This window comes from Candidatus Sphingomonas phytovorans (genome assembly GCA_029202385.1).
GTDB classification, from domain to species: Bacteria; Pseudomonadota; Alphaproteobacteria; order Sphingomonadales; family Sphingomonadaceae; genus Sphingomonas; species Sphingomonas phytovorans.
In genome coordinates this window covers 752,689-770,933 of record CP119314.1, presented here as the reverse complement: position 1 = coordinate 770,933, position 18,245 = coordinate 752,689, and the positions used below count along the sequence as shown (strand labels likewise).

Annotated in this window: 11 protein-coding genes; 1 reads left to right on the top strand and 10 read right to left on the bottom strand. The window is 64.8% G+C overall.

All coding sequences use genetic code 11. From position 1 onward, the window contains the following. Window position 1: 1 nt before the first annotated feature. The 8 genes from P0Y59_03735 to P0Y59_03700 all read right to left on the bottom strand — a co-directional run bounded on the left by P0Y59_03735 (window position 2) and on the right by P0Y59_03700 (window position 14,198). The gene (locus P0Y59_03735) at window positions 2-1,603 is read right to left on the bottom strand and encodes a tannase/feruloyl esterase family alpha/beta hydrolase (GenBank protein ID WEK00820.1); all 1,602 of its coding nucleotides are present in this window, start codon (window positions 1,601-1,603) and stop codon (window positions 2-4) included. Next, window positions 1,600-2,469, bottom strand: coding sequence for an alpha/beta hydrolase (locus tag P0Y59_03730; protein WEK00819.1), 870 nt, complete (start codon window positions 2,467-2,469; stop codon window positions 1,600-1,602). The genes P0Y59_03735 and P0Y59_03730 overlap by 4 nt, the downstream gene beginning before the upstream one ends. After that, the gene (locus tag P0Y59_03725; GenBank protein ID WEK00818.1) at window positions 2,466-3,953 is read right to left on the bottom strand and encodes a carboxylesterase family protein; all 1,488 of its coding nucleotides are present in this window, start codon (window positions 3,951-3,953) and stop codon (window positions 2,466-2,468) included. The genes P0Y59_03730 and P0Y59_03725 overlap by 4 nt, the downstream gene beginning before the upstream one ends. Further along, entirely contained in the window at window positions 3,950-7,204 is a 3,255-nt protein-coding gene (locus P0Y59_03720) for a family 78 glycoside hydrolase catalytic domain (GenBank protein ID WEK00817.1), read from the bottom strand. Before P0Y59_03720 ends, P0Y59_03725 begins: the two co-directional genes overlap by 4 nt. 58 nt (window positions 7,205-7,262) lie before the next feature. After that, entirely contained in the window at window positions 7,263-9,986 is a 2,724-nt protein-coding gene (locus P0Y59_03715) for a TonB-dependent receptor (protein WEK00816.1), read from the bottom strand. Between the two features lie 163 nt (window positions 9,987-10,149). Then, window positions 10,150-11,418 (bottom strand): TetR family transcriptional regulator, encoded by a 1,269-nt coding sequence (locus P0Y59_03710; protein WEK00815.1) that lies wholly within the window; start codon window positions 11,416-11,418, stop codon window positions 10,150-10,152. 465 nt (window positions 11,419-11,883) lie between these two features. Further along, window positions 11,884-13,257: a serine hydrolase gene (locus tag P0Y59_03705; protein WEK00814.1), complete on the bottom strand. Its 1,374-nt coding sequence runs from the start codon at window positions 13,255-13,257 to the stop codon at window positions 11,884-11,886. Window positions 13,258-13,376: 119 nt separating this feature from the next. After that, window positions 13,377-14,198, bottom strand: coding sequence for a helix-turn-helix transcriptional regulator (locus tag P0Y59_03700; protein ID WEK00813.1), 822 nt, complete (start codon window positions 14,196-14,198; stop codon window positions 13,377-13,379). 49 nt (window positions 14,199-14,247) lie between these two features. Between P0Y59_03700 and P0Y59_03695 the strand changes: the two genes are divergently transcribed. Then, a complete protein-coding gene (locus P0Y59_03695; GenBank protein WEK00812.1) occupies window positions 14,248-15,465 on the top strand; it encodes an MFS transporter in 1,218 nt (405 codons plus the stop codon). 7 nt (window positions 15,466-15,472) lie between these two features. Here P0Y59_03695 and P0Y59_03690 read toward each other — a convergent pair whose 3' ends face one another. After that, window positions 15,473-15,859: a MerC domain-containing protein gene (locus P0Y59_03690; GenBank protein WEK00811.1), complete on the bottom strand. Its 387-nt coding sequence runs from the start codon at window positions 15,857-15,859 to the stop codon at window positions 15,473-15,475. 62 nt (window positions 15,860-15,921) lie between these two features. Beyond that, complete coding sequence (locus P0Y59_03685; protein WEK00810.1) at window positions 15,922-18,081, bottom strand: TonB-dependent receptor; 2,160 nt, start codon at window positions 18,079-18,081, stop codon at window positions 15,922-15,924. Window positions 18,082-18,245: the final 164 nt, after the last annotated feature.

Here is an 18,245-nt window from a genome sequence, read left to right as displayed (position 1 = left end):
ATCAGCTGCTCGGCGCCGAACAGCTGAAGTTCGCCGCATCGTCGGTCGAGCCCGTGCCGTTCCAGCGCGCCACCTTGGGAAAGGCGCAGAGCGGCCGGGTCCGGATCGGCTTGGCCGGCAGACCGAGATACGCGAACAGATCATTGTCGAACTTGGTGGCGGTCATCCGCTCCGGCGCTGCCCCACCCTGCCGCCAGGCATCGAGGGTACCGAGCGCGTCGAACACATTGGGGCCAGGGCCTGTCAGGCAATGCGACATCCCCGGCACCATGAACAGTCGCGTCGACTTGGCGGCATCAGCGGGATTGGCCCGCTGCACACGGCGATAATAGTCGATCGTGTTCTCCGGCGGGATCGCCGCATCCTGCCAGCCATGATAGAGGATCAGCTTGCCGCCGTGGCGGAAGAAACCCCGCAGATCGGGATTGTCGGCATCGAGATTCTCGCTCTGCAACCGCTTCGCCAGCGGATAGTCGCGCGCCAGATCGAAACTGGAGACCTGCCAGTCCGGATTCGAATGAACCATATAGCGCATGAACTCGGTCGAGAACTTGCCGTGCTGCGCCGCAGGACCGGTCAGCCACAAATCCCAGGTCCCGGCAAATGCCTCGGCGCCGGGCTGGGTCCCGAAATAGAAGGGTTTGCCGTCCGTACCGACCGGGCCGCGATACAGCGCGCGCACCGCCTCCACCTGGGGCGCCGTCAGGCAATCGGGCCCATCGCCGGCCTTGCACTGAAGCACCACCGGATCGAACCGGCACTGACGCGGATCATCGATCACCCCGTCTGCCACGCCATCGAGCTTGTCGCATTTCGCCAGCGAGGCGGCCTGCAGCAGCTTGAGCTTGGGGTTCGGAATGCTGGATTCGGCACGGCCGAATACTGCCAGGTGATCCATCGCAAAGGCGCTGGCCATCCGGGTCCAGGGGATGGCCGGGGCACCGGCGAGGATCGCGTCATAGTCGTCCGGATAACGCTGCGCCTCCATCAGCGCTTCGCGGCCGCCGTCCGAACAGCCATGGAAATAGCTCGCGGCAAGCGGCGTCGCGTAATAGGCAGCGACTACCTTCTTTGCCGTCTCGGCCGCCAGATGATTGGCCCGCCAGCCGAAATCCTTGATCTTTTCCGGCGCATTCAGCGCCCATTTCCCGTCGACGTCGCTCTCGCCGAAATGCCCCATGTCAGTGCCGACCGAGGCATAGCCCTTCTCGACCCCGCCCCGCATCAGCAGCGAGGGCACGGTCAGGTTGCTCCCGAACCCGCCATTGCCGGCACCGAGCAGCTTACCGTTCCACGCGGCGCGCTCGGGAAGCCAGACCTCGACCTTGATCGACGATCCCTTCACCGGGGTCAGCGTCGCCTGGACCCGGCAAAAGGCACCCGCCGCCGGCAAACCGGGCTTGCCCGCGTCAGTGGAAACCGTAGCTCCCTTGGCGACCGGCACCGCCGTGTCGATCCGCACATTGCCGAGCGGCAGGCCGACAAGCGCCTCACACGTCGCCACCTTCTGCACCGCGATCGCGGGCGGGGCATTGTCGCGCGCGGCGCAACCGGCCAGCAGCGCGAAGGCTCCAAGCGAGCCGTACCGGACAAGATCGCTCATTTGGTCAACACTCCCTGAGATTGCATCCAGGCGCGCATCCGCGCCGTCCATTCGTCGGTCGGCTTGCCCTTGGTCTCCATGCCGAAGCCATGGCCGCCCTTGGGGTACGTCACGAATTCGGTACTTGCCCCGCTGGCGCGCCACGCAGCCTCGAGCCGGCCGCTGTCCCCCCGCGCGATCGCGTCGTCATCGGCGACCAGCACGAACAGGGGCGGCGCCTTTTTCGGCGCGGCGATCGGATCAGGCAACAGACCGGGATAGATGGTCGCGGCAAAGTCCGGTCGGCTGGCGGGATGATTGGCCAGCATCGTCCATACCGTCACCGCCCCGCCCGCGGAGAAGCCAAGCATGCCGATGCGGTTGGGTTTCACGCCATAGCGTGCGGCGTTCGCGCGCACATAGCGGACCGCGGCCTCGCCATCGGCGGTCGCTGCCGGGCGCACCGGCTTGACCACCGCGGCCAGCTCCGGAAGATGAGTCAGAAGCTGAAAGAAGCGCGGCACAAATCCGTCATCGGTCTGCACCAGGTGATATTTCAGCACGAAGGCAGCGACGCCCATGCTGTTCAGCCAGCGCGCCACCGCAGCGCCCTCACTCTCGATCGACAGCATGTGAAAGCCGCCGCCCGGCGCGACGATCACCGCCGTGCCGGTCGCGATCGCCGGATCGGGGAGATAGGCGGTGAGCGTCGCATCGGAGACATTGCGGACGATCTTGCCGAACGGAAAGCGGGTCTCCGTCACCTCCGCCTGGGGCGTCGCAGGGGTGCCCGCCCGAAGGCGGACGACGTCCTGGGCGTCCCCCGAAGCGGTCACCGAAAGCAGGGCGAACAGGACAAGCAGGCGGCGCATATCGAATACCTTCACTTGGCGGAATCGCGAGCGGTAGCGATGGCGCTGAGCACCGGGCTTGATGCCGGCACCATCCGGGTGCCGCCGATCCCGATCTCGATCATGCTCGGCGTCCTGGCATCGACCCGTCCCCAGGCGGGAATCCCTTTCCCGTTCGGATCGCCGGTCCTGGCAAAATTGGTCCAGTAACTCGCGAACAGGCCAGCCGCGGCCTGGTCGGCGGCGCTGGGCGCGACATCGCCCTTCGCCAGATTGCCGAACTGGAAAATCACGTCGGTCGCATGGCCAGCGCCGATACCGTCTTTCCGTTTCGCTTCCGCGACATAGCCGAAGCGATAAAGCCAGGTCGGCGATCCCGCCTTTGCATGGCGGAGCGCGAGGGCCAGGGCCGGCTCGCTGAACATGATATCGGCGGCGACATGGCGCTGGGCCTTTTCCGGCGAACCATAGGCCCCCGTCACCGCGGCGGCCCCTGCCCCCAATCCGGCCAGCGCCGGCGCGTTCACCATCGGGAGGAAGGCCGCCGGCACGAAACCGAGTTCGTCGTCATTGTTGCCGACGATATACGGGATATGTGCCTGCTTGCCCTCAGCGAACAGGCGATCGACGTCGCCGGTCACGATCGCCCCATCGGTCATCGGACCCGAATAGCGATCCTCCTCCTTGCTCAGCATGTTGATGCCACCGAGCACGGTCGCAACCGGCAGGGCACGCAACGCCGCTACAGTCGCGCCTGGAGCGAAAAGGCTTCCCTTCGCCTCCGCAGCCGCAAGCACCGGCCATTTGTCGCGGCCGCCGCCCGAGGCCGAAATCGCCTTGGCGAACAGGCCCGCCGCGACAGGCGATGCCATCAGCCTGGAGACCGATTCACCCCCCGCGGATTCGCCGAAGATCGTGACGTTCGCCGGATCGCCGCCAAAGGCAGCGATATTCCTTCGCACCCATTGCAACGCCGCGATCTGGTCCATCAGGCCCCAGTTTCCGGTGGGCTTCCCCGCAGCCTCGGCAGTGAGCGCCGGATGCGCGAAGAAGCCGAGCCGGCCCAGCCGATAGTTGAAGCTGACCAGCACCACGCCCTGCCCGGCCAGCCTAGCACCATCAGTCTCGGCCAGCGCGCTCGATCCGCTGACGAAGCCCCCGCCATGGATCCATACCATCACCGGAAGCTTGCCGCCCGCCACCGGCCTGGGCGTCCAGACATTGAGGAACAGGCAATCCTCGCTACTCGGCTGACCGCTGCCGGTGACACCGGCAAGCGCATTTTGTGGGCAATCCGCCCCGAAACTCGATCCGTCCCGGCTTTGGCTCCAGGGTGCCGGCGCGGCGGGCGCCCGCCAGCGCAGGTCCCCCGTGGGAGCCGCCGCGTAGGGGATGCCTTTGAAGGCCACCACCTTTTCGACCCCAACACCGCGGACCGGCCCGGAGTCGGTGCGGACCTCCTGCGCCACTGCCGACGACGCCGCCGCCAGAAGAGCAAGCCCGATCAGTGGACGGATCATCGCGCGTCTCCTCCATGGAATTCGTGAATTCCGGGGCCGGTCCGATAGACCGAATATCCCGTCTCTTGTCGGGCCAGCGTCGCACCGGCCGGGGCAGCGATGGCGCCGAAACGAGTCGGCACCCAGATCTCCCCGCCTGCGTTTGGCGGCACCTCGGCCCGCAGAACAAGCCTGCCCTGCTCGACCCGCCACTGCGTCGCGGCGCGCCCATAAGCGGTTTCCATCGCTGCCTCGGCGCTGGCGAGCCCGTCCGGGATCGCCGGCTTGACCAGCACGACCTTGTACCCCGGCGCGCCCGGCCTCAGGCCAGCCAGCCGCTGGCGCATCCAGTCACCGATCGATGCGAAATAATGATGGTCGCGGGAACGGCTGCCGAGGCCCCAGCTTTCGAACATCGTCGAATTGCCGTTGGCGATCCACCAGCCCCAGCTCGGTTCGTCGGTGCGGGTCGCCACGCGATAGGCGAGATCGGCATGGCCATGGTCGCTGAGCACCTCAAGCACGTAGCGCGTGCCATATACGCCCGTGCGCAGCCCCTGCTTCTCCACGTCGCGGGCGATCGTATCGGCGACGCCCTGCTCCCGGCCCTTCGGCGCCATGCCGAAAGCCAGCGCCAGCACATTCTGGATCTGCAGCGGCACGCCCGCCACGCCCTTTGCGTCGATCGTCCGGTACCAGCCGTTCGCGTCGTCCCAGTAGCGCGCATTATAGGCTTTGCGGATCGCGTCCGCGAGGGCCCGGTAGCGGGCTGCATCCTGCGCCTCGCCAATGATCCCGGATGACGTCGCCAACACATCCGCCTCGTGGAAGAAATAAGCCGTGGTCACCGCATCGATGCCGCCGCCGCGCGCGTTGAAAAAGTCCATGCTCCCCGGCGGCGACCATTCGCTCAGGCCTTTCGCGCGGTAATAATCGGGCGCCTTGATGACGGTCGCCGTGTAATCGACCAGACGGCGCTGCATGTCGTGATTGCGCGCGAGAATGCGCGTGTCGCCATAGGTCGTGTAGAGTTCCCAGGGCAGGATCATCGCCGCCACGTCCCAGGGCGTCGTGGGGCCCCAGATGAGATTCCAGCCTGGCGTGTCCTCATAGCCGTAATAAGGCGTGGCCGGCACGATCTCGGGTATCTCTCCCTTGGGCGACTGCGAGTCACGGAAGTCGCCGAGCCATTTGGTCCAGACCCGCGCGACATCCAGGCTGCGCACCGCCGCACCTGCCGAGGCCTGGGCATCGCCGGTCCAGCCATTCTTCTCATAAGTCGGCGTATCGGTCTGGAAGCCGTGCATGTTGTTGAGGATCGTCGCGGTGCCGGCTGCATCGATGCGCTTCAGCAGCGGGTCGGCGCTGGCGAAGCTGCCGGTCTTCGCGACCGCCGAATGCACCACACGCGCACTCAGCGTCGCTGCGGTCGGCGTACCGGGGAATCCATCGAGCTGGATGTAACGGAAGCCGCGATAGCCGAAGCTCGGTTCCCAATGCTCGCGGCCCGTGCCGGCAAGCGTGTAGCGGTCCGTTTGGAGCTGCGCATCGATCAGCCCGGATGCCGGGATGACCAGTCCATCGGGACCGATCTGTTCGCCCGCGACCATCGATACAGTCGCGCCACGCGGTCCCTCCGCGTCCAGCACGGGCCGACCAGCGACGATCCGGCCAAAATCATAGACCCAGACGCCGGGCGCCGCCTGCTTGATCGTTGCCGCCGCGATGGACTGCACCGGTTCGATCGGTTCTGAATTGGCGGCCACCAGGACACCGGTCGGCCCCGTGACGATCCGCGCGGCACTCCAGCGGTTCGATCGAAAGCCCGGCTTATCCCAATCGGCAGGCAGCAGCCTTGCATCATAGCGTTCGCCGCGATGGACTGAATCACTGACGGTCGGGCCCGATATCGTCTGCCAGTCGGCTCCCGTCGCGACCGTCTGGGTCGTGCCGTCGGTGTAGGTGATTTCCAGCTGTGCCTTCAGCGCAGGCTCGGCATGCCAGGGCGCGACATGGAAATACCATTCGTTCGGATCGGTCAGCCCGTACCAGCCACGGCCGAGCTCGGCGCCCAGCACGTTCTGCCCGGGCCGCAACAGCGCGGTCACGTCGTGCGTGTAGGAGAGCACGCGCTTGTCATAGGCGGTGAAGCCGGCGCCCAGCGGCGAGCCAACCATCGTCCCGTTCAACATCATGCGCGGCATGCCGGCGCCGGCCAGATAGAGCCGCGCGCGAAGGACGGGTTTGGCCGAAACGCCGAAGGCACGCCGGACAAGCGGCGCCGGTGCCTCGATCGGCAAGACCAGGTCTACATTCTTCACGCCACTGGCCACGACCAGCCCTTCGGCCGAAACGCTGCCGCCAGTGAACGGGTTGTCGTTGCGCGCGAAATCAGCACGAGCCGGTGGGCTGCCGCTTCCGGAAACAGCGACGGCGTGGATCACCGCCGCGCGCTCTTCCCGAGCGCTGAAACCGATCGTGCCGTGCCCGTGCGTACGATCTTCGAGGGTATCGATCGTCCGGCCGTCAAGGCTGGTGACAATCTGGGTGCCCTTTGTGCGCACGGTGAGTCGATGCCGCTGCCCCTTTAGCGGCACCGTCAGCGGCACGCGCTTGAGCACCTCCGTCTTGACGGCGGAACTGGTGCCCCCGGGATAGGTGCGCACCGCCTCGGTCAGGACGGGTCCATCCTTGCCGTCGCTCAACGTCCAGACATAGGCGTCGCCATAGCTCTTGCCGTGGGGCAGCGCACGAAACAGGAGATCGACGGCATTGCCGGTGAGCGTGAGATCGACGTCGAGGGTGACGTCGCTCCAGTCATGATCCCGGCGCTCGGGACCGGATATCCACCGCGCGCTCCAGTCGGCCGGTGCAAGCAGGCCCATCTCCCACCAGCCGGGCGTGCTCCAGCCGCTCGCGCGATCGTCGCCATCCCAGACCTGCACCTGCCACCAATAACGCTGGCGAGCCTTTGGCGGGAGGCCGGCATAAGCAATCTGCGTGCTCTCCCCAGACGCGACCTTGCCGCTGTCCCAGGCGAGATCGCCCTTTTCCAGCGCCTGCGGAGATGTAGCGACGCGAATCCGATAGGCGGTCTGCCGCGCTACAGGAGAACGCCACGCCAGGCGAGGCGCCGGCTCGTCCAGCCCGAGCGGGGCGTCGGTATATTCGACCTTCAGTGTGGAAGGTGTGGTGTCCGGTTCCCCAAGTGCCGGCTGAATCAGCCAGACAAGCGAGAATGTCGCCAGCAAAAGGAGTGGAAAGCGGCCCACCTGCGAGCCGCTTTCCGTCCGTTCCGTCCAGGTCCTCGACACCAGCAAAGGCTTGTTCCTAGAATTTGGTACGGATGCCGAGCGAGACCAGCCGCCCGAGCGTGCTGCCATTGGTATAACCACTGGCACTGTTGAGATAGGGCGGGTCCTGATCGAAGATATTGTCGACGTTGAGGGTCAGCAACGTGTTCTTGAGCAGCTTGCCGAGATCGTAGCTGAGGAACAGATCGACTGTCTTGAACGACGAGACATGGTTTTGAGTGAGAAGGCCGAGGATAGGATAGCCGCCGCGATAGTTTAGCGTCGCCCGCCCGGTCAGGTCACCGACACGGGCACCAACGGCCGCGACAAGCGTGGTACGCCCGACACCGTTCTTCAGCTCGTCGCTGAATGGTCCACCCGCCACCGCGGACGATTCGCGGTTCAACGTATAGGTGCCCGAGACGTTCGCGTTGATCGAGCCGAAACCCGTCTCACGTGTATAGCCGACATTGAAGTCGATGCCGTCGGTATGGATCGACGCAAGGTTGGTGCGCCGCGCGTTGAACAGCACATAGGGTGTCGTGCCGCCGAGATAGAGGCTGGCGAGATTCGGCGCGCCGGTGACGATCAGGTTGCCCGCCGCTGCCTGGGCCTGGGCCAGGGTCGGGCTCAGGATATAAAAGCTGGCATAATTCGGGTCGGAATAAAGCACCGGGGAGGTGATCGGCGGTACCGTGATCCCATCGGTGAAGCGGACGTTCCAATAGGTCGCGCTCGCGACGAGGCCCGGCACTGCCTTCGGCACCCAGTCGAAACCGACCGACCAGGTCTTGGCCTTCTCCGGCCTCAGGTCCGGATTGCCGCCGGCGATGACGATCATCGGACGCAGGATGTCGAGCGGCGAGCTGTTGGCCGCGCGATAGGGGCTGAACAGGAAGACCTGCACCCGCGAGTCGGCAGTGCTCGTCGTATCGGCAAGGCTCGGGGCGTGGAAGGAGGTGCCGTAATTGCCGCGCAGCGTGAAGTCGTCGAACGGCTTGTAGCTGATGCCGACCTTCGGGTTCGTCGTGCCCCCGACATCGCTATAGTCGTCATGACGAATCGAGCCCGAAATCTGCAGGCTGCGCATGCCCGGCCCACCATTACCCGCCCCGAAAACGGGCACGAGCAGTTCGGCGAAGACCGACTTCACGTCGCGATTGGACGACGAATTGATCGCGTTGGTGAAGACGTTGCGCCGGTCCTGCGAGATGCGGGAATCGAGCTGCTCGAAATGATATTCAGCGCCGACCGCAAGCCGGATGTCACCACCGGGCAATGTAGCCAATGAGCCGTCCAGAACGAGCCGACCTTCGGCAAGGGCCTGGGTGGCATCGCCGAAATTCTCGAAATCGGCGATCGTCGCCAGCACCGCCGGGTTGGTCGCCGCAAGATTGTACGGGTTGAGCGCAGTGGCAGTCGTCGTTCCCGCCAGCGCAACCGTCGCGGCGGCCGAGTTGATGGTCTGCTCGCGCACCACATTGTAGCTCTCGCCGAAGTTCGCCTGCGCGCGAAGCTGCCAGTTGCCGCCAAGCCCGACCGTGAAGCTTGGCGTCACGCCATAGGAGTCGAACCGCGCTTTGCTGGTCGCGCTCTTGCCGAACACATCGGCAAACGACAGCGCGACCCCCTGGATCGGCGAAAGGCCGATCGGACGGAAATAGGGATTGGTGAACAGGATCGAGCCGGTGAAGCCCGATTGCGAACTGAGCGTGGTCGTGTCGCGCCGCGACCAATAGGCAGTCGCCTGGAAATCGACATTGTCGTTCAGCTTCTGGGTCAGCCCCGCATAGACCGAATGACGCTGCTCGCGCGGATAGATGTCGGCATAGGCGTTGCTGTCGCACAGGTTGCTCGTGTTCGGCACGAGCCCGGGCAGCGCATAGCTGATCCCGCCGGCGGTGATGGTGCCCGGCGCGCAGGTGGTGGTCCGGAAATCGGTGCCGCCCTTCGCCCTGTTGTCGGCATGGACATAGTCGCGATCGATGCCGAGGATATTGTCGTGCCAGGCATAGGCATAGGACACGAAGAGCGACCCGCTGCCCCAGTCGCGGCCGACGGTCAGATTGCCGTCCACGCCGCGATAATCGTCGGCGAAGCTGTAGCGGGCGTTTGCCCCGACGCCGTTGAAGCGCTTGCGGGTGATGAAGTTGATCACGCCGCCGATCGCATCCGAGCCGTAAATCGCCGAGCCGCCATCGGGCACGACTTCGACACGCTCGATGATGTCGGGCGGAATCGCCGAAGGATCGAACGTGGTCTGGAGCACGCCGGCGCCGACCATGCGATGGCCGTTGACCAGGACCAGGGTCGTCACGCCACCCGACGCGCCCAGGTTGCGGATATTGGGGCGCACCACGGGGCTGGCGAAGCTCGCCGTTCCGGAGGGCACCGTTCCGAAGCTGCCGACCTGCGGTATCGAGGACAGCAGGTCGTTCGACGACGCGGCGCCTGTGGCGAGGACATCGTCACGAGTCACCGCGATCACGTTGGTGCCGGTCGGCGCGACACCGCGCAGCAGCGTGCCGGTGACCACGATATCGGCTTCCTGCGATGCCACATCGACCTCGCCTTCGGGATCGAGCTGCCGCCCCGAGACCGGATCGACCCGCGACTGCGAAGCAGCCGGAGCGGACGACTGGTTGGTCTGGGCGTGAGCTAGGCCTCCGCAGACAAGCCCGCTCGTCAGCGCGGCGACCGAAACGCCCAGGCGCAACGACCGCAACCCCAAAACACCAAGTGCTGAAAAATCGCCCGTCATTTCATCCTCCCCGATGCGCCACTGGCGGACGCCTGTTCGCCCGGAGACCTAGCGAGGCCAACGCCTTCGCTTCTCCGGACGCAGCCCGCTCGTCGCGGCGGCTTGCAGGAGGGGCAGTAGGGGCACAGAAAGCCCCCGTCAATATTTTTAAAAGAATGTACCGTTATTTGGTATTGTCGATAATCGCGACGATCTCGCTCTTGAACTCACCCCGGGCGAGGGCCAGGCGCGCAAGCGGGGAACCTGTTGAAAGTGCCCGGATTTGCTTGCCGATGAAGACTGCCTGCATCCGCATCGCGTCGAACGGGCTGGCCGTGGGGCCCAGCAGCTCCAGCCGGCGCTTCCACGCCTTTGTCTGGTCCATGACGACATCCCAGACGGCGGGCCGAAGCTCGAGTCGCCGCGACGATTCGAGGCCGATCGAATAGATCGCGATCGCTGCCCGGCCATGCTGGGTGACTTCGCGAACGAAGACGGCGGCTGTCATGTCGGCCAGGACATCAAGTGGCGGCCCAACAACCTGGGCCGACGTCACCATGTCCCGATACCGGCCCTTGGAACGCGCGAAGAGCTCGCCCTCGGCCGCTTTGAGCAACCCTTCGATCGAGCCGAAATGATAGGCCGGCGCGGCCGTGGTCAGGGCGCTCTGCGCCGCGACCGCATTATAGGTGATGGCGCCCGCGCCCTGCGCGATGAGCACCTCGATCGCGCCGTCCAGGATCCGCTCCCGCGTTTCGCGCGCCTTGTTGGTCCGCCGCGTGGGCGAAGGCACGTCACTGACCTGAGGCGCGCTCAGTGGCGCCCATTCCAAGGCCGGATCGGCCCCGCCGGTAAGCACCGCCCCCAACTGCGCGGAGGTCAGGTCGAGCGGCAGCGTGATGAACAACAAGCCGATGACGGTGTCGATCGCCGACTCGACGGCGTGGTCGTTACGCTCCCCACCCATCGCGTCGGCGAGATCGTTCCACACCGTAAGCAGCTCGCGAAACCAGGCGTCCGCCAGCACATGCCCCTCGGTGCTCCGCGCGGCATCGAGGATGATCTCGCACCAGGCCAAAGCTGATTTGCGGTGGCGGCCGGTGGCGTTGGAGAGAAGCCTGGTCGCGAAACCGGCAAGATCGGTCGCGACGCCGTCCCCGCGCCGCTGCCGCTCCGCCGCACGCCGAAACGACCGGACATAGCCATCGAGCAGGCGGCTGGATGCGTCGGCAATCATGTCGCGCTTGGTTGCGTAGTGATATGTCGTTGCAGCAAGCGGCACGCCCGCGGCAGCCGCGACGAGGCGATGAGTCAACCTGCTCGACCCCGCCTCGGCAAGTACCGTAATAACGGCATCCGCGATTCTTGCCTTGGTCCGTGCCGACCGGCTTCCCTGCCTGGCCTGTTCGTTCTGGTGCGACTGCTGAGGGACAGCAGGCTTGGTCGATGCCACGATTACACTCATCCCCTTCCAGCAAAGCACCCGGCACGCCCGCCCACGTTGCGAGCCCTGGCACCCAACCGCCCTGTCAGACCAGAGAGCCAGGCCAATAACGTACCTTGCGGTAAATAGCTTGCCTGTCGCAACGTTTTGTCCCGTGGAATTCGACCCTGCCTCACAGGCAATCCAGGATATACCGAAACTCTATCCCGGCCCGATCACCCTCGCCATCATTGTCGAGCCGGTGTGAAACGCGGTTCCAGCTACGCCTAAAGTCTGACGCCAGGGGCAAATCGGATTCAATACTTCCCTTCCAACGGAATTCGTCGTCCATCGTACGAGAAATCACGCCCCCTGCATGGATCGTGGCTATTGCCGAGAATCCGGACCGGATCGCCAAATACCACATTTTGAATATTTGTACAGGAAGATACTTCCTGTCGCGCGGTGTCGCCCATGCAGGGCAGCAGTCGTGCTCTACTCGTTATCTCCGCCCGGCCGCAGTTCGGCGATCAGGCCCCCTCGATCCGTGCGCGCGACCCACACCATGTCGCGGCTCTCGAAGCGGATCCGGTAGCTGCGCCGAACGTCAGTGCCGAGGATTGCCTCGGACAAGGCCTCGATGGACTGGATGGGGCCGACCGCGGTCAACAGGGCACCACCGAAATGGCTCAGGAAATCCCGGGCGCCGGCGCCTTCCGCGTTGAACGACGCTGCCTCAGGCGCTCCTCCCCCCGCCTGCGTCAGCACTGATCGCACTGTGCGTGTCAGCGCGGGGTTCCGGTCGCGAATGGCCCGTCGCGGCAGCGGCGCCGGCAGCCGGGTATCAGCAATAGATTGAGCCAGCAGAGGAAAGAACCGCCGTTGGTTTCCAAGGGCGACGATGGTCATGTCGCGACGGGGCACATACATGATATCGGCGAGGGCCGGACCTCCACTGTGTCCGTACACTGGTTCGCCGCGATATACGCTGGCGGTCCAGCCGATGGCGAACTCACCCGGCCGACCGTCCTTCAGAGGTGCTGGCGTTGTCAGGAGCTTGAAGCTCTCTGGCTTCAGGAATTGTCCGTCATCGATCGCAGCGAAGAGAGCAGCGAGATCACGCGCTGAACTGAAGATCCCGCCCGCCGCGTAACCATGGATGGGATAGAGGAAGCGGTCCTCGAACTGTCGGCTGCCATCCCAGTAATAGGTAGTCGCCCGCCGTCGAAGCTCGGTCTCCTTCGCCGGTGCGCCATCGGTCGCGAAGTCGAATCCGGTGCCGGTCAGGCCAAGCGGTGTCGCAATCTCCCGCTTCAACAGATCCGGATAGGACAGGCCCGTCGCCTTCTCCAGCGCTGCGGTGAACACGATGAAGTCGGTGAACCCATAACGACTCTGGCTGCCCGGCTCATACGCCAGCGGGCGCCCCATCGCGGCCTTGACGAATTCCTGCGGCGTCGCCGACGACGATAGCCCGAGCTGTTCCGGCAAGCCCGACATATGACTCGCCATATGGCGGACGGTGATCGCCCTCCAGGTCTCCGGCGCATCGGGGAAGAAACGCGTCAGGGGATCATCAAGGCTGATGGTCCCCTGTTCGACAAGCCGCATGATCAGCACGCCGGTGAATATCTTGGAGGCCGAGGCAGTCTGAAACGGGGTGTCGATCGTGACAGGCCCGCTCCATTCCAGATTGGCGAGACCATAGGCCTGCAGCTTCTCGACCTTTCCTCGCTCGACGACCGCGACGGCGACTCCGGGAATGTGGCTGACCGTCCGGTAGCGCTCGACGATCTCGTCGATGGGGTCCGCATGCGCTGGCGCGACGACGAGCACAGTCAAGCCGATGGCAAGCGAGCGCAGCAACATTCGATTTCCTCGTCTACCATCCACCAGCCACCGTCCTTTTGAGGCAGGCGCGGAAGACCAGCCCCCTTCGTGCGACGAAGCCGAAGATTCGCGCGACCAAATCGCGATGGGCGCCAGAGTCATAGGCTCATGCGATAGCGGCTGGGCGCGACGCCGATCAACCGCTTGAACATCGTCGAGAACGCGGCAGGGCTTTCATAACCGAGGTCGAGCGCGATCGTCGTCACCGCCTCCCCGGCGGCCAGCCTGGGCAGCGCGATGAGCAGGCAGGCCTGTTGCCGCCACGCGCCGAAGCTGAGCCCGGTCTCCCGTCGAAACATGCGGGTGAAGACGCGCCGGCCCATGTTCAGGTCGGCGCTCCACTGGTCGATCGTGTCATGCGCCGTCGGCCGGTCGAGAAATGACTGGCACTTGCGCACGATTTCGGCCGTCTTGGGAAAGGGCACGGCCAGCGGGACGGTCGGCGCGCGCGCCAGTTCTTCCAGGAGAAGCGCCATCACCATGCCATCGCGCCCGTCGACATCATATTCAGGCTCGACGTCGCACGCCGCCTCCAACAGACTGCGGAGCAGCGGCGAGACCTGGATCACCTTGCTCCTGTCCCCCAGCGACCCACGCGAGTCCGGCTCGATCAGGACGCTGCGCGTGCTCACCGGGCCTACCATCCTCACCGCATGGCTGCAGCCGCCCGGCGTCCAGATGGCGCGCTCCGGCGGCGCGACCCACGCACCGTACCGGGTGCTCACCACCACCACGCCACGCGCGGCATACAGCAATTGACCGCGCCGGTGCTCGTGCCAGTCGAGTTCGAACGCGGGCGGATATTCATTGCCGATGGCGACAATCGGTCGGGGAAGATGCTCGACCAGGGCAGGATTATTCCAGGGCATGAGACTGTCCCACTCGCAAAAGCGAAAGACCCATACAGGAATGCGGGTCATGGTGTGAGGGTCTAAGGGAGCGCCCGGACCTCATGGACGGACCTTGCCGATGAACGCCACCAGAGCTGCCCCGCCCTTGCCCGCCACCGAGACGACGGTGTTCGGCATCATCGTGGCGATCAGCTTCTGCCATTTGCTCAACGACATGATGCAGTCGCTGTTGCCGGCCATCTATCCCAATCTGAAGACCGAGCTTGATCTCTCGTTCAGCCAGATCGGCCTTGTCACGCTCGTCTACCAGATGACCGCGTCGATCCTGCAGCCGTTGGTCGGCCTCTATGCCGACAAGCGCCCGACCCCGCTCGCCCTGCCCGGCGGGACGCTGTTCTCGCTCGCCGGCCTGCTCGTCCTGTCCAGCGCGCACAGCTATTGGCTGCTGCTGGTCGGCGCAGCCCTGCTTGGCATGGGATCGTCGGTCTTCCACCCTGAATCCTCCCGTGTCGCGCGCATGGCGGCAGGACGCAGGCACGGCCTTGCCCAGTCGATGTTCCAGGTCGGCGGCAATGCCGGCTCGGCGCTTGGGCCACTCGCGGCGGCTGTCGTGGTGATGCGTTGGGGACAAACCAGCCTCGCCTTCTTCGCGTTGCTGGCGCTGCTCTCCTGCGCGATCCTGTGGAATGTCGGCCAATGGTATCGCCATCACGGCCTTGCCCGCCTGTCGCGCGGCGGCGCTGGCCGGCAGGCCGGGATGACCTTGCCGCGGGGCAAGGTGCTGGGCGGCATCGCGGTGCTGCTCGCCCTCATCTTCTCGAAATATGTCTATCTGGCGAGCCTCACCAGCTACTTCACTTTCTACCTGATCCACCGCTTCGGCGTGTCGGTCGAGGTCGCACAGCTGCACCTCTTCGCCTTTCTCGGCGCAGTGGCGGTCGGCACTATCGCCGGCGGCCCGCTGGGTGACCGGTTCGGGCGGAAATATGTGATCTGGTTCTCGATCCTTGGCGCCCTGCCCTTCACGCTGATGCTGCCGCATGTGAGCCTGTTCTGGACCGGCCCGTTGACCGTGATCATCGGCCTCATCCTGGCCTCGGCCTTCCCCGCGATCGTCGTCTTCGCGCAGGAACTGGTGCCGGGGAAGATCGGCATGATCTCCGGCCTGTTCTTCGGCTTCTCGTTCGGCATGGGCGGGATCGGGGCGGCCGTGCTGGGCGAGGTCGCCGATCGGGCCGGCATCGAGATGGTCTACGCCATCTGCGCCTTCCTGCCGGCGATCGGCCTGCTTGCGGTATTCCTGCCCGATCCCAGACCGGCTGCAGCGTCGGCCTAGAATAGGATCACCCCGCGCGGTGATGGCCCCGCCAGTTGAGGATATGGGCGAGGCTGATCATCAGGCTGCCTGTCACGGTCGAGATTGTCTCGGCCGATTCCGACTCGAAGAAGGCCAGCCCAAGGACGAGAAACAAAAGGCCGCTCACTCCCAGAAGCGCGGCCCATCTGTTTCCGTGCTTTGACAGGCCGCGCGACAGGGCGAAGCCGCTGACCGGCAGCACCATGACGATCAACGCCGCATGCACCACCCCGTCGGACGGGAGGGCGAAGGCTATGGCCGGCAGCAGGAGGATGAGGATCGGCAGGCCGATGCAATGCACCAGGCAGATGCCGGAGAGCAGGAGGCCAAGCCGGTCAAGCCGCGACAGACGATCGGATCGAGTGATGTGCATTGCGTGTCGTGTTCCAGGTCAATGTGGTTCGGGCGCAATCGGCGCCGCTGATATCACGCTTTTCAGAAGCTCTTGCGGATTCCGGCGAAGACGCCGCGCCGCGCCCCATATTGCGGCGCCCCGACACCGACGCCGGAGCCGTCGCGGATCAGATAGCTCTTGTCGAAGATGTTCGTGACATCGAGCCTGACCGAAAGGCCCTTGAGCACGCCGGGGCCATCCAGATTCTGTGCGATCCCGAAATTGGCGGTGAAATAGGAAGGCAGCTTGCCGCCATTGGGCACGATGCCGGCCGGATCGTCCGCGCGCAGGCCGTCGCCGTAGAGGAAATCGACCGTCGGCACGAGCGTGCCGATCCCGTCATGGATGGTGACGCTGCCGCCGCCCGATGCAGTCCAGTTCTGCGAATGGTCGGTGAAGATGTAGTGGTTCGCGATGTAGGCAAGTTCGTCGGGCGCGAAGAAATACTGGCTCGAGATGATGCCCTTGCCCTTCTCCTCGCCGCGCGCGACGTTCGCATAGAGATCGACCGCACCGTGCGTGTAGTTGGCGCTGAGCTCGACGCCCCAGGCATAGCCCTTCGCATAATTGAACGGGGACAGCACCAGCGAGGGCCCGAACTGCCCCTCGTCGAGCAGGTTCCGCTTGATCTTGTAATAGGCGTCGAGCCCAACCTTGAACCCCGGCATGATCGTCTGCTGCACGCCGCCGTCGAAATAATGCTCGCGTTCGGCGCGCACCGGGTCGGCGGTCGTGATCTCGGTCTGCTTGGTCGTCCCGGCGAACAGGGCCAATGTCGGTGCGGCGATGAGTTCCTGCGGCGGCGGCGTGAAGTTGCGCGCATAGCCGAGGTGGAAGGTGGTTCCCTCGCTGGGCTTCCAGACCATGTTGACGCGCGGGCTGACCTGCTGCTCGCGCGTATAGGCACGGACCGCATCGAAGCGGGCGCCATAGTTGAGCGTGAGGGTCGGGGTCAGCGACCATTCGTCCTGAAGATAGACGCCGTAGAGTTGCCCATTACGTCCGCCGTTATCGGTGATGGTGAGCGGCACGTTGGAAGTCTGGTTGCCGTCGCCATCGACCGGGAACACGCGCGAGGTCACCGTCGACCGGGTTCGCTCGTTCTGGAAGAATACGCCGAACCGCAGCATATGGCTGTCGGACAGCTTGTAGCTGCCGTCCGCCTGCACCCCGGCGGTCAGGCTGGAAAGCCGCGAATTGTCGGCGACACCGGCCAGAATGAGATCGCCTCCCTGCGGGTCAGGCGTGAAAAGCGTCTGCGAATAGCGGACGAAAGGCGCGACCTGGAAGTTGAGCGCGCCACCGGCATATTGATAGGCGAGCACGCCATAATGGGTGATCTCGCGCTGGTTCTGGTCGAGCTTCGCCGAATCGAAGTCCGAGATACCGTTGAGGTTCCAGTTCATGCCATTGGGGCCAGCGCCGCCCTGGCCCGGGCGGTTCGGGATCTGGAAATAGCCGATCGACGTGCCGCCGAACGCGGTTAGCCTGCTCGTATCCGAGAGGATGTCGGAGAGATAGCCGAAGGCGCGATACTGGCGGGTGTGATCGTGGATGGCATCGCGCGTGTTGATCGGGTTCTCGACGCCGAGATCATTCTCCTGATAGCTGCCCGAAACGAAATAGTTCAGGTTGCCGCTCGCTCCGTGGAGCGAGGCGCTTGGCAACAATGTGCCCCGGCTGCCGCCATAGAAACCGACATCGCCACCATCGTCGAACGCACCCGACCGAGTCTTCAGGCTGACGACGCCCGAGGTGCGATAGCCATATTGCGCGGGCAAGGTGCCGGTGAGCAGGTCGATCGAATCGGCGATGCGGGGATCGAAGGTCGATCCGAAGCCCGAAATGCTCTCCGGCACGATCACGCCGTTCAGCCGATATTGCAGATTGGCGTGCTCATTGCGCACATGGATCGAGCCATAGCTGTCGAGCGTGACGCCCGGCGCCTGCAACAGCACCTGGGAGAGACTGCGATCGACGCCGCCCGGCTGCTTTTCGAGCAGGGTCCGGTCGAGACTATAGTCGCTCGCGCCAAGCGACGGCAGGATGGCGTCGCGCGCCGCGTCCAGCTTCTGCGCGGTGACGACGATATCCTTCGGGGTCGAGTCGGATGCCGGATCGGTCGGCGCGTCCGTCGCCCAGGCCGAAGGCGCCGCCAAAAGCCCAAGGCTGCAGCCCAGGAGCAACACCGATCTTCTCATCGCGATCCTTTCACATCATTCGGTCAGCCTTGCCGACGGACGGCCCGATAGACTCAATGGCAGAATGATACATCATAACATTGTTGTCATGATTCAAGAGCGACGACGAAACGGTCGAAAGCGCCGGTGAACCGAGGTTTTATTCCGAATTCGGTGACCGTAAC

What these genes read in the sequence shown, in the direction of transcription:
- P0Y59_03735 (WEK00820.1), bottom strand. Translation starts at nt 1,603, where the DNA reads ATGAGCGATCTTGTCCGGTACGGCTCGCTTGGAGCCTTCGCGCTGCTG.
- P0Y59_03725 (WEK00818.1), bottom strand. Translation starts at nt 3,953, where the DNA reads ATGATCCGTCCACTGATCGGGCTTGCTCTTCTGGCGGCGGCGTCGTCG.
- P0Y59_03715 (WEK00816.1), bottom strand. Translation starts at nt 9,986, where the DNA reads ATGACGGGCGATTTTTCAGCACTTGGTGTTTTGGGGTTGCGGTCGTTG.
- P0Y59_03705 (WEK00814.1), bottom strand. Translation starts at nt 13,257, where the DNA reads ATGTTGCTGCGCTCGCTTGCCATCGGCTTGACTGTGCTCGTCGTCGCG.
- P0Y59_03700 (WEK00813.1), bottom strand. Translation starts at nt 14,198, where the DNA reads ATGACCCGCATTCCTGTATGGGTCTTTCGCTTTTGCGAGTGGGACAGT.
- P0Y59_03695 (WEK00812.1), top strand. Translation starts at nt 14,248, where the DNA reads ATGAACGCCACCAGAGCTGCCCCGCCCTTGCCCGCCACCGAGACGACG.
- P0Y59_03690 (WEK00811.1), bottom strand. Translation starts at nt 15,859, where the DNA reads ATGCACATCACTCGATCCGATCGTCTGTCGCGGCTTGACCGGCTTGGC.
- P0Y59_03685 (WEK00810.1), bottom strand. Translation starts at nt 18,081, where the DNA reads ATGAGAAGATCGGTGTTGCTCCTGGGCTGCAGCCTTGGGCTTTTGGCG.